16 protein-coding genes are annotated in these 20441 nt (G+C 46.2%); 8 read left to right on the forward strand and 8 right to left on the reverse strand.

Going from position 1 to position 20441, the window contains the following annotated elements; genetic code table 11:
- The first annotated feature begins 110 nt into the window (after positions 1-110).
- Positions 111-533 (forward strand): adenosylmethionine decarboxylase, encoded by a 423-nt coding sequence (gene speD, locus QUA42_RS08365; RefSeq protein ID WP_006633984.1) that lies wholly within the window; start codon positions 111-113, stop codon positions 531-533.
- Between the two features lie 84 nt (positions 534-617).
- Here the strand turns inward: speD and QUA42_RS08370 are convergent, their stop codons facing one another.
- Positions 618-1214, reverse strand: coding sequence for a hypothetical protein (locus QUA42_RS08370; protein ID WP_333136775.1), 597 nt, complete (start codon positions 1212-1214; stop codon positions 618-620).
- Positions 1215-1359: 145 nt separating this feature from the next.
- Here QUA42_RS08370 and queF point away from each other — a divergent pair, with 145 nt between their 5' ends.
- Positions 1360-1779, forward strand: coding sequence for a preQ(1) synthase (gene queF, locus QUA42_RS08375; protein WP_190743417.1), 420 nt, complete (start codon positions 1360-1362; stop codon positions 1777-1779).
- Between the two features lie 451 nt (positions 1780-2230).
- Here the strand turns inward: queF and QUA42_RS08380 are convergent, their stop codons facing one another.
- From QUA42_RS08380 to QUA42_RS08395, 4 genes are all read right to left on the reverse strand, one after another.
- The gene (locus QUA42_RS08380; RefSeq protein WP_333136777.1) at positions 2231-3643 is read right to left on the reverse strand and encodes a cytochrome c biogenesis protein; all 1413 of its coding nucleotides are present in this window, start codon (positions 3641-3643) and stop codon (positions 2231-2233) included.
- Between the two features lie 309 nt (positions 3644-3952).
- Positions 3953-4684 carry a cytochrome c biogenesis protein CcdA gene (locus QUA42_RS08385; RefSeq protein WP_333233091.1) on the reverse strand — a complete coding sequence of 244 codons (732 nt, stop codon included), beginning with the start codon at positions 4682-4684 and terminating at the stop codon, positions 3953-3955.
- A 207-nt stretch (positions 4685-4891) separates the two neighbouring features.
- A complete protein-coding gene (locus tag QUA42_RS08390) occupies positions 4892-5134 on the reverse strand; it encodes a hypothetical protein (protein ID WP_333136779.1) in 243 nt (80 codons plus the stop codon).
- Between the two features lie 109 nt (positions 5135-5243).
- Positions 5244-5960, reverse strand: a complete 717-nt coding sequence (locus QUA42_RS08395; RefSeq protein ID WP_333136781.1) for a pentapeptide repeat-containing protein — start codon at positions 5958-5960, stop codon at positions 5244-5246.
- Between the two features lie 583 nt (positions 5961-6543).
- Here QUA42_RS08395 and QUA42_RS08400 point away from each other — a divergent pair.
- A complete protein-coding gene (locus tag QUA42_RS08400) occupies positions 6544-7254 on the forward strand; it encodes a tetratricopeptide repeat protein (RefSeq protein WP_333136783.1) in 711 nt (236 codons plus the stop codon).
- Between the two features lie 109 nt (positions 7255-7363).
- On the opposite strand, the gene QUA42_RS08405 is transcribed toward QUA42_RS08400, so the two are convergent.
- On the reverse strand, positions 7364-8704 hold the full coding sequence (locus tag QUA42_RS08405) for a peptidylprolyl isomerase (protein ID WP_333136785.1): 1341 nt from the start codon (positions 8702-8704) through the stop codon (positions 7364-7366).
- 119 nt (positions 8705-8823) lie between these two features.
- Here QUA42_RS08405 and QUA42_RS08410 point away from each other — a divergent pair, with 119 nt between their 5' ends.
- Entirely contained in the window at positions 8824-9375 is a 552-nt protein-coding gene (locus tag QUA42_RS08410) for a peroxiredoxin (protein WP_333136787.1), read from the forward strand.
- 352 nt (positions 9376-9727) lie between these two features.
- Here QUA42_RS08410 and QUA42_RS08415 read toward each other — a convergent pair whose 3' ends face one another.
- Positions 9728-10267, reverse strand: coding sequence for a phosphate-starvation-inducible PsiE family protein (locus QUA42_RS08415; protein ID WP_333136789.1), 540 nt, complete (start codon positions 10265-10267; stop codon positions 9728-9730).
- 381 nt (positions 10268-10648) lie between these two features.
- Here QUA42_RS08415 and QUA42_RS08420 point away from each other — a divergent pair, with 381 nt between their 5' ends.
- Entirely contained in the window at positions 10649-11251 is a 603-nt protein-coding gene (locus QUA42_RS08420; RefSeq protein WP_015178829.1) for a superoxide dismutase, read from the forward strand.
- 102 nt (positions 11252-11353) lie between these two features.
- Here QUA42_RS08420 and QUA42_RS08425 read toward each other — a convergent pair whose 3' ends face one another.
- Positions 11354-14089, reverse strand: a complete 2736-nt coding sequence (locus QUA42_RS08425; RefSeq protein ID WP_333136792.1) for a bifunctional acetate--CoA ligase family protein/GNAT family N-acetyltransferase — start codon at positions 14087-14089, stop codon at positions 11354-11356.
- Between the two features lie 408 nt (positions 14090-14497).
- Here QUA42_RS08425 and pflB point away from each other — a divergent pair, with 408 nt between their 5' ends.
- The 3 genes from pflB (at position 14498) to adhE (ending at position 20404) form a co-directional block, all read left to right on the forward strand.
- Positions 14498-16726, forward strand: a complete 2229-nt coding sequence (pflB, locus tag QUA42_RS08430; protein WP_333136794.1) for a formate C-acetyltransferase — start codon at positions 14498-14500, stop codon at positions 16724-16726.
- A 179-nt stretch (positions 16727-16905) separates the two neighbouring features.
- Complete coding sequence (pflA, locus tag QUA42_RS08435; RefSeq protein ID WP_333136796.1) at positions 16906-17646, forward strand: pyruvate formate-lyase-activating protein; 741 nt, start codon at positions 16906-16908, stop codon at positions 17644-17646.
- A gap of 124 nt (positions 17647-17770) precedes the next feature.
- Positions 17771-20404, forward strand: a complete 2634-nt coding sequence (gene adhE, locus QUA42_RS08440; RefSeq protein WP_333136797.1) for a bifunctional acetaldehyde-CoA/alcohol dehydrogenase — start codon at positions 17771-17773, stop codon at positions 20402-20404.
- The last annotated feature ends 37 nt before the right edge of the window (positions 20405-20441 follow it).

A 20441-nucleotide genomic window follows, 5' to 3' on the forward strand; every position in this document is an offset into this window, starting at 1 on the left:
TTCTCCTTATATTCATTATTTCTTTGTGAAACATACTTGCAAAATTTTTGACATCGTGCTAACGTTAAAAGGTTTGAGACTTAACATCAATAGAGGTAAAACCCCGCAGAATGAAACAATTGGGAACCCATCTGGTCGCTGATGCTTGGCAGTCTCCTGGAGACTTGCTTAACGATCCGGAACGTATCCGCCGCGCCATACTCGATGCGATCGAAGCCGGAGGAGCTACTCTCATCGATTTGTGCGTACACCAGTTTAGTCCTCACGGAGTGACGGCTACTGCTACTTTGGCCGAGTCTCATATAGCAATCCATACTTGGCCTGAACACGGTTATTTTGCTGCAGACTTATTTTTCTGCGGAGCCGGCGACCCTCACCGAGCCATGAAGGTGCTACAGACAGCTTTGGAAGCTAAACAGGTAAAACTCACTGAGTTCACGCGCGGTTTCGAGCCAGGGGTGGGTATCGTAGGTTCTGCTTGTGAAGAGCAGTATGCCCCTCGTTCAGTAGAAACGAGTGCCGCCAGAGGATGATGGCCAATTAGCGTAACTTTGAACAATTTATGCTAGGTTTTGTTTAAAATCCCACGGCTGGAGTCGTGGGATTCTTGTTGGAATTTACTTTTTCATTAATAAAGGGCGGACAACTAAATAACCTGCACCGAAAGCTGCAATCACAATCAGAAAAATTGCGATCGCCAACCACAATCCGCTTAAGTCTGAGGTTTTTTTGAGTTGAGGTCGGACACGGTAAGGAGTTTCCGGCACCTCTGTAAATAATTTTTCGGGAAGTGGCTGCGGTATCGAGGCGGGTGTTGACTCCGGTTCCGGTAGTGGGAAAGGGAAAGCCACTGTCTGAGGTGGTTGAGGTACGGCAGAATTAGTCTGCGAGGTTGCAGGTTGTGGGGGCGGAGGTTGAACGCTGAAATTGAATTTGACTGACGGCATTTGAGGCATCCCTGTCTGGGTAACGCTCTGAACCGAGTTGACTACTTGCTGTAACTGTTGGGATACTTGAACTACTGTTTCTACTTCTCGCCGCAGTTGTTGATTTTGTTGGACTAATTGCTGATTGTGGGTTTTGAGGGAGTCCACCATCGCTTGGGCTGCTTGCAGCTCTGCCGTGACTTCTCGATAGAGGGAAATCGGTACCGATGGAGAGTAACTATTTGAGTTTTCAGGGGAAGTATTGTCAGATAAGGTAGTATTTTGCATAATTGTAGATGGCGAGGGTGAACTTGTTTTAGTTTAGCCTGAGAGTATTTACAATTAGATCGATCGCAACACAATTCGTCAAGATATTTGTTACAAATATTGAACGTAAATTTAATTTAATGTTACAAGTTATTAGTCAATCGCTATGAACAACTACGCCGCCGAACAAAGTATGTCGCAAAAGTCAAGCACCGAGGAAATGAAATACGGCGAACGCCAGATATTGGAAGGGGAGTTAATTACTTTCCCGAATCCGCGAGTCGGGCGGCGCTACTCAATTAACATTACTTTGCCGGAGTTTACTTGCAAGTGTCCGTTTTCTGGCTATCCAGATTTTGCGACAATTCACGTTACTTATGTGCCCGACGAGCGGGTGGTAGAGTTAAAGGCGCTGAAACTGTACGTTAACAGTTATCGCGATCGCTACATTTCTCACGAAGAATCGATCAATCAAATTTTAGACGATTTTGTGGCGGCTTGCGCGCCGCTGGAAGCGACGATTAAGGGCGATTTTTCGCCACGGGGGAACGTCCACACCGTGATTGAGGTGTCGCACCAGAAATAGGGCGGGTATTAAGCTGTTGTGGCATTGAGATTTAATTGTGGGGTGGCGTCGAAGCGCACCCCACAATAGTTTTAAGAAATAGGATTGTTAATAAAATTAGTAAGTAATTGTAGGGTGCGTCAGGCCAGCCCTCTCAAGCGAGTCAAAAAGTCGTTCAAACGCTTAAACTCTCGTAGTTTATAGGGTGTACACGGGGCATCGGTTGAGTTTGTCGCCCACCCGAGAGGACCGATTGACCGGCGTTTCAGGATTTTGATTTTTAAACCAAAACTCCGTATAGCAATTTTCATTACTTGAAATTTGAAAAATCCGAACGTGAAATAGCGGTTTTATGGTTTTTCTCAGCTTCACATTAACCACCTCGAAAAATCTGGCAAGGCGCACCCTACAAACTCAACTAATCTTTTTGATATTTATCGTTGGTGTAAGGTGCGCCTAGCGCAGCCTACGGTTAGCTTTGACTTGCAACAGAAGTCGGGGCGATCGCACTTTTTTCATCTGCTGTTTTCGATTCGGCTAACTTGTCCAAAATCTCCACAACTTCTCTTTCAAAAGTCACCTGAGCGCGATTTGTGCGCCCGCCGACGTAGAGTTTGCCGTTTTTTTCCAAAGCCCAAATCTGCGAGTGAGACAGATAGCTCATCAGCACGCTTAGCATCAGCAACCCGAAGCCAGTATAAACGATAGGAATGCCCGGATCGGCTTTAATTTGCAATCCCGTACTGCCTACAACTTCGTCAATTGTCAGCATGACTCCATTAACTTCTACCGCCGTGCCGGCGCGAACTGTAGTTAACAATTTGCCATCCGTACCGTACACTAACATCGTTCCTTGCAAGTCTTTTGCTAGCAAAGAAACTCCCGCACTCAAATCTGGTTTTGTCGGAATCCAAGCACCCCAAATCCGGCCTTTACCTTGAGTGTCTAACTGAGCCATTGGCAATTGTAAAACCGGGCTTTTGTTGAGGCGAACTCGCACGGCGGCTATTGCCCAATCTGCTTGATAAAATGTTACTCCCCGGTATCTGAGGGGCTCGTTAACGTGAATGATTTTGCGATCGACCTCTTGGCCTGATTTGTCCAAAACTGACAGGTCAGAGTAAAATTGGTCGATTCCGCCCTCGGGAGTATAATCAATCCAGAACCGATTAACTCGCATCGACCAATCCTTCGGTATTTGCGGCCCGGCCCAAGGCCCCGCATCCAGGATATTCTGCACCTGAAATGTTTCGCCGCTGGGAACAATTTCTTGACCGAGAAATCCCGTCATTGCGCCCCATATCGACCCCGCTAAAATAATTAGCATACTGGCGTGAACAATAATCGGGCCGACTTTGCCAATTATTCCCTTGCGAGCATAAAGTTTTTCGCCTTCTCGAAATATGCGGTAGTTTTTTTGCTGCAAAAGTGGTTCTAATGAAGTTAAAACAACTGTTTCTAATTCGGCACTCAGAGCTAATTTTTCAAACTGCTTTGGTTCTTCATAAAATTTCCAGCGGCGGGCGGCTTTTAATGCGGGAAATTGTCGGGTAAATGTACAAGCTGTTAAGCTGCTGCCGAACAAAATTAGAATTGACAAAAACCACCAAGTGCGGTATACGTGGTCAAGTCCTGCAATTAGCACAACTTTCCAAGTTAGGAAGCCGAACAAAGCGGGGTGTTCTGGATAGTTAGATTGGTAAAAGGGTACGGATTGACCTTGTTCGATGACGGTGCCGGAAATGCTGAAAAATGCGATCGTCAGCAGCAAGATAATTGCTAGCCGCAAATCTGCTAGCACTGGCAAGATTTCTCGCTTGAAAAACCTTTGAGGGGCAGTCGCCCAGTTTGATAGTTTAGATAGAAATACTTCTTTTGATGTCATTGGTAATTATGAAGAAAGTTCGGCAACGGATTTTGTAACGGATGTAACGGATGTCAGGAAGTTCGCCAACCAGCAGTGTACGGGATGTAACGGATGAAAGGAAGAAGGAAGAAAGAGGAAGGAAAAACAAAACATGAATAAAATATTATTATTTTTATCGAGCAAGTCTCAATCAATTTTGAATTTTTTCTGTTTTCTTTCTTCCTTCGTGTTATTCGCGTCTTCGCGGTTCCTTAAAAAAACTTAATTCACGCATTCAGTAGAGCTTGCTATATCTTTAAATAAAGACTGAAGTCCTTACTACTAAACTTAAGCGGGAAGGATGCGGGAAAGCAGAGAGAACACGCCAAATCCTACTAGCAAAACGCCGCTAACAGGCGTAATCCAACTCGACCACCGACGTAATTCTAACAACTTTTTAATGCTAGCAGTAAAAGTACCTGCTATAATCAGCGGAGCGACGTAGCCAGCAGCGTAAAACAGCAGCAACACACCCCCTAAAACTGTATCCCCCGTTTTGGAAACCCAAGCTAAGAGTGTAGCTAAAACTGGCGTGCTGCAGGGAGACGCTACCAAACCAAAAGTTAAGCCCAATAAGTACGATCGCACGCCTGCAGGCAAATCTTTCGGCACCCACCCCACAGCGTCGAAAGACGGCATTTGTAAGGGTAAAGCTTCGAGTAAATTCAGCCCCATTAGAATAGCAATAATGCTGACAAGAATCGGCAAACCCAGGCCAATTTTACCGTAAACTTGTCCGGCAAATGATGCTACAATACCTAAACCCGCAAGGGTGGTGGCTAATCCCAGGGAAAACCACGCAGACTGGGCTGCAGCTTGCAGGCGACTTTTTGCTTCGTATCCACCGATGTAGCCGATCGTGATCGGCAACATTGAAAGCATACAGGGCGTTAAGCTCGTTAGCAACCCTGCCAGAAAGATGACTCCGACGCTGACTAAACTGAGGTTTGTCAGTTGAGTATTTACTAAATTATTAGCAAATTGTGCGAGTTCGTAAAGTTGAGTTTGCAGGGTTTCCATCAGTAGATTTTAGATTTTAGATTTTAGATTTTAGATTGACTCCACAGCCGCTCGATTTTAGATTTTAGATTTTAGATTTTAGATTTTAGATTGACTCCACAGCCGCTCGATTTTAGATTTTAGAGAGGCTCTACAGATGAATCTGGGAGTTTAAACTAAATATCTAATATTTTTGCTCTTCACGACTCCTGTCGGGGGCTGGTATCCCTAGGCAGGTGACTTCAGGTTCGGGGCTGTTCTGGCTTTGTTGAAAATTGTAACAGATGCGCGCAGGTTCGGTTTGAGATTTAAGATTTCAGCGAGATTTACTGGTTCGGAGTTAAAAGGTCGATCGCACCCTGGTTTAAATTGATATCTTGACAGCATCCTCAACAAGCTGTTGGCAACGGGCGCAGCTTGGGAGTTAAAAGGTCGATCGCACCCTGGTTTAAATTGATATCTTGACAGCATCTTCAACAAGCTGTTGGCAACGGGCGCAGCTACACCGGATAATTCATTGACTGCGAAATCGGCCCTAAAGCCTGTTGTGGAAATTATTAAAACAGACTTTAATTTTACTCTACTTTAAATTAAAGCCACTTTCTTCATTAATAGACCCGTCCGGCATTATTGCCCCTGCCAGCACCGCACCTCTGAGATTTGCGCCAGTTAAAATAGCGCCTTCTAAATTAGCATTGCTCAAATTGGTGACTTGTTTGGAACCTCGGAAAAAGAAGCTGTGCAAGTCAGCACCTGTTAAATTAGTGTCGGCCAAATTAGCATATTGCAAGTCAGCACCGTGCAGCGTCGCATCCGTTAAATTAGCTTGGGTAAGATTGCTTCCCCAAAGTCGAGAATCTAAGACATTAGCATCTTGTAAATTGGCGCGGCTCAGATTTGCCAAAGTCAGATTAGCATCCCACAAATTCGTGGAGTTGAAATTAGCTTCGGTCAAATTGGCTCGACTGAGATCCGTGCCTAAAATATCAGCATTTGCTAAATTAGCGCCGGTGAGGTCTGCGTCAGAAAGATCCGCATTTTTTAAGTTAGCACCGGACAAATTAGCGCCGCTCAAATTAGCGCCGGACAAATTCGCTTCTTGGAGATTAGCTCCACGCAAATCGACAGCGCTCAAATCGCATTGCTTCCACAGAAAGCTGACGCACCAATTATCTTTTAATAGGTGACTCAAATCCTCCCCATTCGCGGCCATCACAGGAGGAGTTAAGTAGAGAGTGAACAGGACGATCGCCAACACCGCAGCGAAGAAAGTTTTCAGCCTCATAACTCTTTTCATTGACACTAATTTGCGCCATTAATTATTGATGTCTAATCAAAGCATAGCAAATAATCTGCAACTTTCCTCAGCCAGATTACTCTAAAATATTAGTGTAGTGAAAGGTTAATCACGGCTGACGCAGGTACAAACTTAACTTAGTCAGTCTTAGACGCGCTTTGAGGTAGAAACCTGGTTGCTTCACAAATGCCTCGCTGCCAAACTAATATTTTTCCTACAAACCTGGTATAAGATAACCGCAAGTTCGATCGAGGTTTGCCAGTGCAATATCGCTACAAAGTAATACTTGCAGCAGGCAGTTGCGCTCGCTCTCCCAGGGGCATACCTGCAAACAATCCCGTCAATATGGGAAGAAAGAAACCGCAAAGCTAGCCCGAAAACCTTATATTTAAAGGGTTGTAGACGCATTTTTTCTCAATTGCGATCGTCATCACTAACTAAGCCCAACTTTCATCACACAAGTCAATGCCCCAGCATCACCAAATCTCATCAAACTAATCACGTTCCTGACACTACGGATATCACTGTCAGTAGCTGAAGTATGGAGGAAAATGATAGCATACAGTTGAACACCACTCCTCCCATGCCTACTATCCCCCTTCTCCCAAGCCAATTAGTTGTCACAACTATTTTCAATTCGATCGAATCTTTGGGATTCACTAATATTGCAGGCGTATTTTCGGGGGAGCAAGCTGAATCCCGACAAGATGCAAATTTAAAAGTTAGTACCAAAAAGTTTTACACTCAGGGTTTAAAAAATCTCGAACAACAAGACTTGCACGGCGCTATTAAAAATTTTACTTCCACAATTAACATTAATCCGCAATTCGCCTCAGCTTACAACGATCGCGGTGTGGCCCGCTACAAATTAGGCTACAAGCAATCTGCGCTCGAAGATTTAACTACCGCCATCGAGCTCAATCCTTACCGAGCCAAGTATTACAGCAATCGGGGGTTTATGCTGACTCGTTTAAAAGATTATAGTGCGGCGATCGCAGATTACAACTCGGCACTGCTGCTCAACCCCAATTTAACCCAAGCTTACTTTAACCGAGGTGCTATCCACCTGCAAATGGAAAATTCCCTCGCAGCACTAGCTGATTTTGAGTCAGCAATTCGCCTCGATCGCGATTTTGGTAAAGCCTACTTTAACCGAGGAGTGACTAGATATAAATTGAGAGAGGTTCAGGGAGCATTTGAGGATTTTCAGAAGGCGGCAGGGCTTTTTAAGCAGCAGGGGAGAATGGATTCTTATCAAGAGGCCGTTTCTCAAATTACAAAGCTATGGTGTTAGTTGAATTTGGCAATTGGGAATAGGGAATAGGGAATTGGCCATTGATAATCAGGTAAGGTGCACCGAAGAGCACCCTACCCTTATATTTATTGCGTGAGTCTTGTTAAAGTTAGCCAACTCTCAAGGCGGCGTCTCCGGGGGGCAAGTTATCCACAACGAAAGGACTAAGAGAGTTAATTGCAAAAGTAGCATTTTGAACTGCTGCAGGAGTGGCATTTTGAACCACAGCCAAAGTAGCTCCTCCAAATTGAATGAGTGTGTTGCTGCCTGATTGGGTGAATGAGGTGTTGGATAAAGGGCTGGTCAAGCCAATACGATCGCCATCTCCCGGCCTAAAATCAAGAATTATATCGCTCGTCCCATCCAACTCCAGAATTTCACCCGTAACCCGAACAAAAGTATCTGCACCTGCGCCGCCGGTGAGAGTATCGCTGTCACTATCGCCGATTAAAACATCGTCACCATCGCCGCCGATTAAAATATCGTTTCCTCGGCCGCCTCGCAAAAAGTCGTTACCAGCATCACCATTGACATTATCGTCGCCGAGATTTCCGTTGATAATATCGTTGTCAACACCGCCGCTAATGGAGTCGTTACCTTTGCCGCCTCTGAGAAAGTCGTCGCCTTCTTCGCCCGTGAGGGTATCGTTGCCTTGGCTGCCGTTAATTCCATCACCACCCGTGGGTTCACCGACGATGCGATCGTTTGCGCTACCTCCCACTACACCGCCGGGATTTTGCTGATAGTCTTGGGAAGTGACTTGATAGTTGTTCGGGGTGTTGGCCAATCTGAGGGGTCGCAAAGGCAGATTTGCCAAATTGGTAAGGTTAATGGAATCGTTGAGGAAATCAACATCGGTAATGATGCTAGAAACCCGACTGGGGACGATTCCGTCAACGACTTTTGCACTCGAAATGCGATCGCCCTGCTGCACCGCATTCACCGTTTCAAAACCTCCAATAACGTTGCCAAAAACAGCATAATTACCATCCAAAAATGGCAAATCATCCAAAGCAAAATAAAACTGCGAAGAAGCAGAATTCAAAGCATTAGAACGAGCCATGGCCACAGCCCCGCGAGTGTGCTGCAACTGTGGCGTCTGGGTTACAACTTGGTTGTAAACAGGTTGCGCGGCCCCTTGCGGCGTAATTTCCAAAGGAATAAAACGCGGCTGATTGGTATCCGGGTCAATAAAACTACCCGTTCCCAATTGACTGGCTGGAATTGTAGTATCTCTGCTGCGCGGATCGCCTCCTTGCACCACAAAAGGATCGGGATCGCGCACAACTCGGTGAAACATCACCCCGTCGTAAATACCGCGTTCAACTAAGTCTACAAAGTTTCCCCCAGTAATCGGGGCATTAGTGCCGTCTACTTCGATCCCAACGGGTTGACCGTTAATTACCTGGACTACTATAGCTTTGCCTGTTAACGGGAGTGCAGCGCTCATGGGTAAATTGCTATTTGAGTGAGTGATATTGGGGTTTTAGAAGCAATCCGCGAATTGCCCCTACTCATTTAATCAGAAAACTGTAAACTTGTGTTAAGTACAGTTCTACTTCTAAATTTATGATGTCTCGCCGCAAGTTTTTTACCACTTTATTTGCAATTTGTCTAGTTTTTCTAAGTTTCAATTTTGCCACACCTGCATTTGCCCTCGGTGGCAAGCTTCCGACGGTAAATCAACCAGCGCCGGATTTTAGTTTGCCGACAAACAGCGGCGACGGACAAGTGTCCCTCTCCGATTATCGCGGTAAGTGGCTGGTAGTCTATTTTTATCCGAAAGACTTTACATCCGGTTGTACGATCGAAGCACGGAGATTTCAGGAAGACTTGCCGAAATACTTGGCAAAGAATACTCAAATTATCGGCATTAGCGCTGATGATGTCGATTCTCATGCGGAATTTTGCGATTCCGAGGGTTTGAAGTTTCCGCTGTTAGCTGATACGGATGGTAACGTGAGTAAAGCTTACGGTTCTTGGATGAGTTTTATCTCGGCGCGCCACAGTTTTATTATTGACCCTGAAGGAATTTTGCGCGAAACTTTTGTGAAGATTAATCCGGCGATTCACTCAAAAGAAGTGTTAGCTCGTTTGGGGGAATTGCAGGCTAACGGGTAATACCATTTTAGATTTTAGATTTTAGATTTTAGATTTGAATAACTGGCAATGACTGATGAAGCTTTTGTTTGTAGTGAAGAGTAAAATCGTCTGAACTTTAAGATAATTTTAGTCCTCACTACAAACGTTATCAGGTTGATTTGAACTCACATCTTGCACCATTCTCAATAATCATTTTTTGGGCGGGTTCTCCTGCCCACCCCACAAGAAAATCTACTGTGTTGTGGAACGGGCCGGAGAAGCCGTTCTTGACAATGGTGCAACATCTCAGTTTTACTGGAAATGATGGCTGGTAACGTGACAAGCAAGATCAGAGTAAATCTAAAATCTAAAATCGCCTGTCCCGCCATACTCAATGAGAATTAAACTTGCTATTGATTGCAACAGAATCGGAAGAAGATTCCTGCTCGTAAATTTTTCTATTTCTGCTAGCAAGGCGGCGTTCCGGGTCAATTCCCTCGAAGGTTGGCGGCAACCAAACTCGGACTACCAACAACACTCCCAAAACCAGCAAAAATGCGCCTGTTGATAATATTTGAACCCAGGGAGTTTCTAGCACTCCCCGCACTATCACTTCTCGCAAAACTGATACAATACAAACTTCCACAGCCACACCTATCGAAACCCGCTGCTCTTGCAAGTAAATAATTAGCAACCGAAATAATTCCACTAAAACCAATAAAAATAGAATGTCGGCAGTGACTTCCTGGAAATTCAAAGGAGGTAGCAGCGAGAAGAACATTTCTCGCAGTTCTAGCACCATGAAACAAAACAAACCAATACATAGGGAAATTACAATTAAGTCTTGGACTGTTTCCAAAGCGGTGACGATTAATTGCAGATTCAACCATTGAGCGGGGTTACTGGACGAGTTGTTTAAACGCTTTTCCATTGACAGCTCCTGCAACTTGTTTGACTTTCTTACAGCTTAATTGAACTTAGGTTAATCTTTGACAATTTACAGGTTTAATCTATTTATCAGTCTCATAAAATTTCGATTGGTTGAAAATTTCACACACACTTTTATTTGTCTCCCAGGTAGCTTGACATTTAGTGATGCTTTATGCTAGTTGAAGTCGGCAATAAGTAGCTTTGATCTCTAAAAAATAGAAGTCTGAATCCTAAAATGCTGCAACTGCTATAAAATAGGAAAATTGTAAAGAATTATTTACCACAGCTTGATAAACTCAAGCTAGTGACTCTCGGCTTTAATCATACAAAAGCCACCAAGTCAACCGAAAAACCCAAAGTAATCCAGAGAGGATTGAACACCATGGCATTTGAACTCGCACCATTACCCTTCGCCGCTGACGCCCTAGAACCAGCTCATATGTCGGCCAACACGTTTTCGTTCCACCACGACAAGCACCACGCTGCTTACGTCACCAATCTGAATAAACTGATTGAAGGAACGGAAATGGCGAGCAAATCCCTTGAAGAAATTGTCAAGGAATCTGCTAAAGACCCATCCAAAGCCGGCATTTTTAACAATGCAGGTCAAGTTTGGAACCACAATTTTTTCTGGAATTCCCTCAAACCGGGCGGTGGCGGCACTCCGACAGGAGCTTTAGCTGACAAAATTAACGCTGACTTCGGCAGCTTCGACAAATTCAAAGAAGAATTTAAGACTGCTGCGACAACTCAGTTCGGTAGTGGCTGGGCTTGGCTAGTTTTAGACAACGGCACTTTGAAAGTTACCAAAACTGCTAACGCTGACACCCCGGTAGCACACGGCCAAACTCCGTTGCTGACTTTGGATGTGTGGGAACACGCTTATTATTTGGATTTCCAAAACCGCCGTCCCGACTACATTACTAATTTCTTGGATAATTTGGCTAACTGGGATTTCGCAGCAGCAAATTTGGCTGCGGCTTAGTAGCATCTGAGTTTGAGGACTAAAGTCCTCACTACAAACTTTATAGGTTTGTAGTGAGGACTTTAGTTGTGATGAATGAGAATTATTTAACAAAACTTGCTATTAGCAGACAAAAACAGCTTTCAACATTCCTTCGCCTCGGTCTGGTTGGAGTTCAAATCCTAGTTTTTTACAGAGGCTCTGCATCTTGTAGTTGCTATTGAGAATGTAGCCAACGATCGCCTCTAATTTTTCTTCCTGACCAATTTGCAGCAGCCGCCTCAATAATTCTGTTCCCAAACCGTGCTGCTGATAGCTATCGCTAACGATCAGGGCAAATTCGGCTTCGTTTTTGCCGTGGAGTTTGCTCAGACGCGCTACTCCCAAAATCCGGTGTTCTGAGGTTTCCGGGTCTTGACGATCGGCTACTAACAGCATTTCGCGATCGTAGTCAATAAAACAAATCCGGGTCAAACGTTCGTGAGCGATGCGGTGCTTTAACTTTACCATGTGAGCGTAGCGCAAATACACGCTCTCTTCCGAAAGTTCTTCATGGAACAGCACCATCAGCGGCTCATCTTCTGGACGAATCGGACGGATGGTGATGGGACGATCGCCATTAGTTGACCATGTTTGAACGTATTGCGTAGGATAGGGGCGAATCGCGGGTGAAATGGGGTTTTCCGTTGTTTGCAGAACAACGCGGGCATCAAGAGCGATCGTACCTTGAGGAGAAACCAACAGTGGATTAATATCAATCTCGGCAATTTGAGGTTGCTCTACAATCAGTTGACTGAAACGAACTAATAACTGTTCGAGTTGTACCAGGTCAATTGCCGATCGACCGCGCACTCCTTGCAAAGCTTTATAGATGCGCGTTTGCTCCATCATCCGCCGCGCTAGGGTGGTATTTAAAGGCGGAAGTGCCAGCGATCGATCTTGAAATACTTCCACTAATTGTCCGCCGGAACCAAACAGCATCACCGGCCCAAATTGTGGGTCAATACTGCTACCTAAAATTAGTTCATAGCCTTCCAAATGCACCATCGGCTGCACGGTTACGCCGAGAAACGCTGCAGGATCGATCGCCCTTACCCGCTGGGCGATCGCCTCAAAGGCACTAATTACAGCCTTAGCATCGCCTAAATTTAGTTTTACGCCCCCCACATCGGTTTTGTGAGTAATCGTCTCAGAATGGAGTTTTAGCACCACAGGATAACCGAGGCGATCGGCAATTTCTACAGCTTCGGCCGCACTCGCTGCAATTTCTGTCGCTACGGTGGGAATGCCGTAAGCTGCCAGCAACTGTTTTGATTCGTACTCGGTTAATAGAGTGCGATTGTTTTGGCGGGCGGCAGTCAAAATTTTCGCAGCAGTCGCACACCCGGAAGTCTCGATTTCGCAATCAGCGGGGAGAGATGGCGTTTCGTAGATAGCGCGCAGGTTGTATGTGTACCGCCACATATAGTTGAATAACCTGACGGCGGTATCGGGATAAGGGAAAGTCGGAATATTTGCCTGATTGAGAATTTGCGTTCCCGCTGACACTTCCACACCGCCCATCCAGCTTGCTAATAAGGGCTTTCCGAGTTTGCTGTAAGACTTGAGTTTTTCTGCGGTTTGGGTGGGATTTGTCATCGCTTGTGGCGTTAGGATGACCAGCAATCCGTCACTATTGGGATCTGGAGCGACAACTTCTAGAGTTTGGGCGTAACGATCGCTACTAGCATCGCCCAAAATATCGATCGGGTTGTGATGACTCCACTGAGGCGGCAAAAACTCATCAAGCTGCTGCACAGTCTCCGGTGCCAGATCTGCCAGCGCACCGCCGTCGCTAATTAAGGCATCAGTGGCGATCGCCCCAGGGCCTCCGGCATTGGTGACGATCGATAGGCGGTTGCCCTGCGGTCGCGGTTGCTTGGCCAGAATTTCTGCCATGTCGAACAAATCGGAAATCGTATGTACCCGCAACGCGCCACAGCGGCGGAAAGCAGCGTTAAGCACGTCATCGCTACCGGTCAAAGCTCCCGTATGGGAAGCGGCGGCTTGGGCGGCGGCGGCGGTACGTCCTACCTTGAGAATGATGATCGGTTTGTCGATCGCCACTGGGCGGGCGGCGGACAGAAACGAACGAGCATCACCCATAGATTCCATGTACAAAACGATACTGTGAGTATGGGGATCGTCCCCGAAATACTCGATCAGATCGCCCCAACCGACATCGAGCATAGAGCCGATCGACACAAAGGCGCTAAAACCGACATTTTCCCCCAAACTCCAGTCGAGAATCGAAGTACAGAGGGCGCCGCTTTGACTGATGAAGGCGACATTACCCGGACGGGCGATCGTACCTGCAAAAGTAGCATTGAGCCCAAGCACAGGATTCATCACCCCGAGGCAATTTGGGCCGATAATCCGCATTCCGCCCCGACGCGCCTCGGCCATAACTTGCTGTTCTAAAGCCTCCCCAGCCGCACCAATCTCTTTAAACCCAGCAGAAACAATAATTGCCCCTTTCACCCCAGCAGCGATACATTCGCGGATCACTTGCGGCACCCCAGCAGCAGGCGTAGCAATCACCGCCAGATCCACTACTTCCGGGACGCTAGCAATGTCAGGATAAGACTTGAGCCCCAAGACGCTGCGGCGCTGCGGATTCACCGGAAAAACTGTTCCGCCAAACGGACTCCGAATCAAGTTCCACAGGAGAGTACGTCCGACGCTTCCTTCTCTCTCTGTTGCGCCGATTACAGCCACTGACTGAGGCGCAAAAATCCGATCGAGCGGATGGCGCTGTTCTTTCCAAATATCGTGAGCCGGATCGCTCGCAGTGCTTTGATTTCTTGAATTTATCTGCATAATACCCTACTTCAATTAATCAGCAATTAATATTGCTCTGCTTTCGATAACTACCGCATCCAATCCGAACTCTTTTTCTACTTTTTTTCTGCTTTTTATTCAGCTTCTTCGGCTGTTCGCGGTTTCTGAAAAAAAATCTCATTGCGCGTTTCCGACCCACCCACCCTTAAACAACATTTCGGTTGTCAAAGTGTTAGTTCGGGAACCAATTTGGTCAGAGCTTCCTTAACAATTCAAGAGGATGTTCTGCCTACTATCTATCTTAATTCTTTCCACGGAATTAACAAGTCAACTTTTGTAACAAATAGCGAACCGGGTAGTTAAAATATTGAAATTAAATATATAGTAGATGTAGTGGTCGAAGAATAAAAGATCGATCGCTAACAAAAGATTGAGGTGAAAGCAGCTATGTTTGCAGAATGGCACAGCTTTACTGAAGGCAACTGGACAAACGAAGTCAACGTTAGAGACTTCATCCAAAAGAATTACACCCCCTATGAAGGGAATGCAGAATTTCTCACAGCACCAACCGAAAAAACCCAGCAGCTTTGGCAAAAAGTTCTGGAATTAATGAAGCAAGAGCGCGAAAAAGGTGTATTGGATGTTGATACAAAAGTTCCCACATCTATCACGGCTCATGCAGCAGGATACATCGCTCGCGACTTAGAACAAATAGTAGGTTTGCAAACAGATAGACCGTTGAAACGCGCGATTATGCCCTTGGGGGGAATTCGCGTGGTCAAGGCCGGTTTAGAAGCTTACGGCTATCAGCTCGATCGGCAAACAGAAGAAATATTTACGAAATATCGCAAAACTCATAACGATGGTGTATTCGATGCTTACACGCGCTCGATGCGTCTGGCGAGACGTTCTGGTATCATCACAGGTTTGCCAGATGCCTACGGACGCGGGCGGATTATCGGTGACTACCGGCGCGTTGCTTTGTACGGTGTCGATCGCCTAATTGATGATAAAAAAACACAGCAAGAATCACTCGAACTAGAGGCGATGGACGAGGCAACAATTCGTTTGCGCGAAGAGTTATCCGAGCAAATTCGGGCTTTGTTTGAGTTAAAAGAAATGGCTGCTAGCTACGGCTTTGATATTAGCCGTCCGGCGTCAAACGCACGAGAAGCTGTCCAGTGGGTGTATTTTGGCTACTTGGGAGCAGTGAAAGAACAAAACGGGGCAGCGATGTCTCTCGGCCGCGTATCGACGTTCTTAGACATTTATTTCGAGCGGGATTTGCAAAGTGGCGCGAGTTCCGAACAAGAATTGCAAGAACTGATCGACCATTTTGTAATGAAACTCCGCATGGTGCGGTTTTTGCGAACTCCCGACTATAACGATCTGTTTTCTGGCGATCCAACTTGGGTAACAGAGGCGATCGGCGGTATCAGCGATGACGGTAGAACATTGGTAACTCGTAACAGTTTCCGATTCTTACACACTCTCTCCAACCTCGGTACTGCACCCGAACCAAATCTTACCGTGTTGTGGTCGGAAAACTTGCCGGAAAACTTCAAACTCTTCTGTGCGAAGGTATCCAGCGAGACGAGTTCGATTCAGTACGAAAACGACGATTTGATGCGTCCTCAATACGGCGATGATTACGCGATCGCCTGTTGTGTCTCCGCGATGCGAATTGGCAAGCAAATGCAGTTTTTCGGCGCGCGAGTTAACTTGGCTAAGACTTTGCTGTATGCGATTAACGGCGGTAAAGATGAGAAGTCCGGCGACCAAATCGCGCCGCAGTTCGCACCAATTACTACCGAATATCTCGATTATGAAGAGGTAAGAGCGCGGTTCCATGACATGATGGCGTGGTTGGCAAAAACGTATATCAATACGTTGAATGTCATTCACTATATGCACGACAAATACTGCTACGAACGCCTGGAAATGGCATTGCACGATCGCGATGTTTACCGGACAATGGCCTGCGGAATTGCTGGATTGTCCGTGGTGGCGGACTCGCTCTCGGCGATTAAACACGCGAAAGTTAAGGTGCTTCGCAACGAGCAAGGTTTGGCAGTGGATTACTCGATCGAAGGAGAATATCCAAAATACGGCAATAATGACGATCGCGTTGACAGTCTAGCCATCGAACTTGTGCAAAGGTTCATGAACGAAATTCGCCAGCACAAAACCTACCGTGGCGCTGTAGCAACTCAATCGGTACTCACGATTACTTCTAACGTAGTGTACGGCAAAAAAACTGGTAGCACTCCCGACGGACGTAAAGCAGGCGAACCATTTGCTCCCGGTGCTAACCCGATGCACGGCCGAGATTCCTGTGGGGCGATCGCATCCTTATCTTCTGTAGCGAAACTGCCTTACAGTGATTGTCAAGATGGCATATCGAATACTTTTTCGATTCTACCGCAGGCCTTGGGCAGAATGGAGGACGATCGGACTAATAACCTAGTTAGTCTTATAGACGGTTACTTCCACGATGGCGGCCATCACATTAATGTTAACGCGCTCGATCGGCAAACATTACTAGATGCGATGGAACATCCAGAAAACTATCCCCAGCTAACAATTCGCGTCTCCGGTTATGCGGTTAATTTCATCAAACTTACCCGCGAACAGCAATTAGATGTGATTAAACGGACTTTCCACGAACGGGTATAGCTTCGACTTCGCTCAGCTACCAACCTAAACGCTGTCTGAGCAAAGCCCAAACTCAAACTTCGACTTCGCTCTGTTAACGATTTAACCGCTGGCTGAGCGGAATCGAAGCCCAAACTCAAACTTTAACTTGACGGCTGACTGAGCGGAGTTGAAGCCAAGCAAAATTCAAAACCAAATCAATGTCTGGAATTGGTCGCATTCATTCAATCGAAACATTTGGTACCGTAGACGGCCCCGGAATTCGGTTTATCGTCTTCACCCAAGGCTGTCCGTTACGCTGTCTTTACTGTCACAATCCCGACTGCCACAATTCCCACGATGGTAAAGAAGTAACCGTTGATTATTTAATCGATCAAATTACAAAATGTAAATCCTACCTGCGAAAAGGAGGCGTTACAGTCAGCGGTGGCGAACCGTTGATGCAGCCGGATTTTGTCAGAGAAATCTTTAGTCGCTGTCATCAAATGGGATTGCATACAGCCCTTGACACATCAGGATTCTGTCTTTTAGAAGTTGCTAAACCGGTTCTGGAAATGACCGATCTGGTTTTATTGGACATCAAATCCTACATTCCCGAACTGTATTACAAAGTCACCAATGTCTCGATCGAGCCTACTTTAGCAATGGCAAAATATCTCAGCGAAATTGGCAAACCGACGTGGATTCGGTTCGTTCTAGTTCCTCATCTCACAGATGCCATCGAAAACGTAGAAAAACTAGCGGATTTTATTGCCAATCTGAACAATGTGGAAAAAGTAGAAGTATTACCATTTCATAAAATGGGAGAATACAAATGGGAACAATTAAAACTGGATTACGAACTCAAGGATACACCTCCAGCTTCACCGGAACTCGTGCAACAAACTGTTGAAATTTTTCACACTCGGGGGGTAAATGCGATCGGAGCTAGCGGTATATAATAATTAAAAGACCGCGTTCCCAACTCACCAACAATCTTGAAATTATCTGCGTCGATCAGCAGGTTCCCTACCAATCAAAGATTGAGGCAATAATTTTACCGAAATAAACATTAGGAAAAACAACATGAAAGTTACCAATGTAGATGAATTAGAAGCGCTCATTCAAAAAGTAAAAGCAGCCCAAGCTGAATTTGCCACCTACACTCAAGAACAGGTCGATCGCATATTCAAGCAAGCAGCTTTAGCCGCTAATGCCGCCCGCATTCCCTTAGCCAAGGCAGCAGTCAAAGAATCGGGAATGGGAGTCATAGAAGATAAGGCAATCAAAAATCATTTTGCCTCGGAAATGATTTACAACAAATACAAAAACGACAAGACTTGCGGTATCATCGAGTCCGATCGGCATTTTGGCTACGAACGCATTGCCGAACCCGTGGGAGTGTTGGCGGGAATCGTTCCTGTAACTAACCCGACTTCCACCACCATCTTCAAGTCTTTAATCGTGCTCAAGACGAGAAATGGCATTATATTTTCGCCCCATCCCCGGGCAAAATCCTGCACGGCTGCGGCGGCAAAAATCATCCTCGATGCTGCTGTAGCAGCAGGAGCACCACCGGATATTATTGGGTGGATTGATGAGCCAACTGTGCCGCTTTCCCAAGCTTTGATGCAGCACCCCGATATCAAACTAATTTTGGCAACTGGCGGCCCGGGAATGGTAAAAGCTGCCTACTCTTCAGGACATCCCTCCCTCGGCGTCGGCGCAGGAAATACTCCCGCCATCATCGATGAAACCGCCCACATCCAAATGGCTGTCAGCTCAATTTTGCTCAGCAAAACTTTCGACAACGGCACGATTTGTGCTTCGGAACAATCGGTGGTTGTTGTGGATGAGGTGTACGATGCAGTGCAACTGGAATTTATCAAGCGCGGTGCTTATTTCCTCAATGCTGAAGAACGGGAAAAAGTGCGGCAGGTAATCTTAATTGATGGTCGATTGAATGCCGAAATTGTCGGACAATCGGTGCAAAAGGTGGCGCAGATTGCGGGTTTTGTAGTGCCGTCAAACATCAGGGTTTTGATTGGAGAAGTGGATGGGGTTGGTAAAGAAGAACCCTTTGCTTGTGAAAAACTTTCGCCGATTCTCGCCATGTATCGCGCCAAGGACTTTACTGAAGCAGTAGACAAAGCTGAAGCATTGATAATTTTTGGCGGCCACGGCCATACTTCTGTACTCTACACCGCCCCCCACAATCAGAAGCACATTCGTTATTTTGAAAGCAAACTAGAGACTTCGCGGGTGCTGATTAATACGCCTTCTTCTCAAGGTGCGATCGGCGATTTGTACAATTTCCGCCTCGATCCCTCCCTTACCCTCGGTTGCGGTAGCTGGGGCGATAATTCGATTTCTGTCAACGTGACACCCCATCACCTGCTGAATATCAAAACCGTAGCAGAACGGCGCGAGAATATGCTGTGGTTCCGCATTCCTCCCAAGATTTATTTTAAGTCGGGTTGTCTTCCTGTAGCTTTGAGGGATCTTGCAGGTAAGAAACGTGCTTTGATCGTGACGGATCAACCTTTGTTTGAATTGGGATTGACTAAGGAAGTCACAGATAGTTTGGAAGAAATCGGCATCGATCACTACACATTTTACGATGTGGAACCCGATCCTTCGCTTGCTACTGTTCGCAAAGGTTTAGAAATCTGCAATAGTTTCCATCCAGATGTGATTATTGCCTTTGGTGGGGGCTCGCCGATGGATGCTGCTAAAGTAATGTGGCTGATGTACGAACATCCAGAAATTGAGTTTGAAGGATTGGCGATGCGGTTTATGGATATTCGCAAGCGGGTATACGAACTGCCACCTTTGGGATCGAAGGCAATTATGGTGGCAATTCCAACTACTTCGGGAACGGGTTCGGAAGTCACCCCTTTTGCGGTTGTTACGGATGAACGATCGGGGATTAAGTATCCGCTTGCAGATTATGCTCTGACTCCGAGTATGGCGATCGTCGATCCAGAACTTACCCTGAATATGCCCCGGAAACTGACTGCTTACGGCGGCATTGATGCGCTAACCCACGCTTTAGAAGCTTATGTTTCTGTGTTGGCTTCTGAGTATACAAATGGTTTGGCTTTAGAAGCGATTCGTTTGCTGTTTAAATACCTGCCCAGCGCTTACAAAAATGGTGCTAACGATCCGAAAGCGCGCGAGAAAGTACATTATGCTGCTACGATCGCCGGGATGGCATTTGCCAACTCTTTTCTGGGGGTTTGTCACTCAGTAGCTCACCAATTAGGTGCAACTTGCCACGTCCCTCACGGTTTAGCGAATGCGCTGATGATTTCCCACGTAATTCGCTACAATGCAACGGATGTTCCGTTCAAACAAGCGATTTTTTCTCAAAACAAGTATCCTAACAGCAAGTGGCGTTATGCTCGAATTGCGGACTATCTGAATTTGGGCGGCGATACAGAAGAGGAGAAAGTTGAGAAGTTGATCGCAGCGGTGGAAAATCTCAAGCGTGAGGTAGATCTTCCTAGCACGATTCAGGAGGCTCTTGCCAGTCAGGGAATGAGCGATGATTTCTTTTTTGCTCGAGTTGAGGAAATGGCCGATCGCGCTTTTGACGATCAGTGTACCGGAGCTAACCCCCGCTATCCACTGATTGAAGATTTAAAGCAACTTCTGCTGCAAGCGTATTCTCACGGCGGCGACACTTCTGAGGTCGATCGAGTGTTAACTTTAGTTTAATCGGCGCAGTGCAATAGATTTCTCCAGAAAAGCCTGT

It is taken from the genome of Microcoleus sp. Pol11C2, from assembly GCF_036701505.1.
Lineage (GTDB): Bacteria > Cyanobacteriota > Cyanobacteriia > Cyanobacteriales > Microcoleaceae > Microcoleus.